The organism is Nocardiopsis lucentensis DSM 44048 (assembly GCF_000341125.1).
GTDB lineage: Bacteria > Actinomycetota > Actinomycetes > Streptosporangiales > Streptosporangiaceae > Nocardiopsis > Nocardiopsis lucentensis.
In genome coordinates this window covers 1-2,233 of record NZ_ANBC01000797.1, presented here as the reverse complement: position 1 = coordinate 2,233, position 2,233 = coordinate 1, and the positions used below count along the sequence as shown (strand labels likewise).

1 protein-coding gene is annotated in these 2,233 nt (G+C 74.1%); it reads right to left on the bottom strand.

Features of this window, described 5'->3' with window-relative positions; translation table 11 throughout:
- Nucleotides 1-2,233: ATP-binding protein (locus D471_RS0127870; RefSeq protein WP_017601666.1), on the bottom strand; the 2,233-nt coding region annotated here is incomplete at both ends.

Here is a 2,233-nt window from a genome sequence, read left to right as displayed (position 1 = left end):
CAGCCGCACCAGCGGCTCGGTGCTGCGCACCATCTCGGCGACGCGCTCGGCGCGGTCCGGCGCGTCCGGGTTCGCGTCCAGGTGGCGCAGGTGCCTGCGGACGTTGGCGTAGACGCGGGCGCGGTTGCGGCGCAGGAGCGGCTGGCCGAACCAGGAGAACACGACGCCGCGCGCGAGGTCGGCGACCACGGGGAAGCGGACCTGGGTGGCGGCCACCAGCCGCTCCAGGGCGCGGCCTGCGGTCTCGCGCAGGGTCCCGTCCGGCTGCGGCTCGCGCAGCCACGCGCGCAGCAGCTCCGTCACCACGGACACGTCCGCGGACACGCGCTGCTGGGCGAGGAAGATCCGGAACACCGCGGATTCGAGCTCGGGCGAACGCTCCAGGTCGGTGACCCCGTAGTGCTCCAGCGCCTTGGCGAGTTTGTCCTGGAACGCCGCGGGGAGCCCGGCCCGTTCGACGTCGAGGCTCTGGAGGTAGGTGTGGAAGTACTCGCGCGCGCTGTGGACGCGGTCGTCGGCGCCGCTCTCCTCGCCGGCCGGCCGGTTGCGGCTCAACTCGGCCAGGTCGGCAAACACGTCGACGAGGCCGAGCTCCTCGGCCAGCGGCCGGTGGCCCTCGCCGACGGCCTCCTCGCGCGCGGCGAGGTAGGCGTCGAGCACCCGGCGTTCGTCGTGGGGGTCGACGTCGAAGCCCAGTAGCAGGCTCCGCACGTCCTCCAGGCCGCGAGCGATGCGTGTGCGCGCCGGGACCCCCGCGGCCGGGGCGGGCAGGTCCAGTTCCACGGACTCGGTGGCGGCGGCGTCCTCGGCCTCGTCGTCGGCGAGCGGCTCCAGGCGCAGCAGCGCGGCGCCGGTCTCCACCTGGCTGCCCACGGACACGGCGCACTCCTTCAGCCGTGCCCGGAACGGCGCCCGCAGCACCGTCTCCATCTTCATGCTCTCCAGCACCAGGACCGGGGCGCCCGCCTCGACCTCGGCGCCGACCTCCAGCGGTGTGGCGACGACCAGCGCGGGCGCGGGCGAGCGGAGGACACCGCCCTCGTCGCGGCTGACGCGGTGCGCCACGCCCTCCACCTCGACCAGGTGGATAGGCCCGTGCGTGCCGGTGAGCAGGCGGTACGGGGTGCCGTTGACGATGATCCGCCCGGTGTGCTCGTCGAAGCGGTCGAGCTCGACGTCGACGGTGCGGGCCTCCTCGCCCGCCTCGACACCGACGCGGAAGCGGTGCGCCCCGACACGCGCGACGCGCACGCGGTAGCCGACACCGCGCAGCTTGAGGTCCAGCGGGCGACCGCTCTCGTGCTGCACCTGCGGACGGCCGCCGAACGCCGTCGACAGCAGGCGGTGCTGTTCGACGCGTTCCTCCTCCTCGTAGGCCTCGATGGCGGCCGCGGCCAGGGCGACGGCGGAGTGCCGGTGGGTGACGAGGCCGCCCTCGCCCCGGACCCGGTCGATCCAGCCGGTGTCGGCGCTGGCGTCGATGACCTCGGGCCGGTCGAGCAGGTCGAGCACGAAGCTCTTGTTCGTCGCGCCGCCCTCGATGATCACGGTGGTCTGCGCCATCGCCCGGCGGAGCCTGCCGAGCGCCTCGTCGCGGTCGGCTCCGTAGGCGATGATCTTGGCGATCATCGAGTCGAAGTCGGCGGGGATGGTGTCGCCCTCGCTGACCCCGGTGTCCACGCGGATGCCCGGTCCGGCGGGCAGGTCCAGCCGCGCGATGCGGCCCGGGGAGGGGGCGAAGTCGCGGTCCGGGTCCTCGGCGTTGAGCCGGGCCTCGATGGCGTGCCCGCGCTCCGCCGGCGGCGTGCCCTCCAGCTTCCCGCCGGAGGCCACGTGCAGCTGGGCCCTGACCAGGTCGACGCCGGTGGTGGACTCGGTGATCGGGTGCTCGACCTGGAGTCGGGTGTTGACCTCCAGGAAGGCGAAGAGGTCGTCGCCGGGGTGGTAGAGGAACTCGACGGTGGCCGCGCCGCGGTAGCCGACCGCGACGGCCAGCCGCTCGGCCGACGCCTTGAGATCAGCGGTCTGCTCGGGGCTCAGGACCGGCGACGCCGACTCCTCGATGATCTTCTGATTGCGCCGCTGCACCGAGCAGTCGCGGACGCCGAGCGCCCAGGCGTTCTCACCGTCGGCGATCACCTGCACCTCGACGTGCCGGGCGTGGGTGACCAGGCGCTCCAGGAACACGACGCCGCTGCCGAACGCCCGCGCCGCCTCCTGGCTGGTCCGCTCG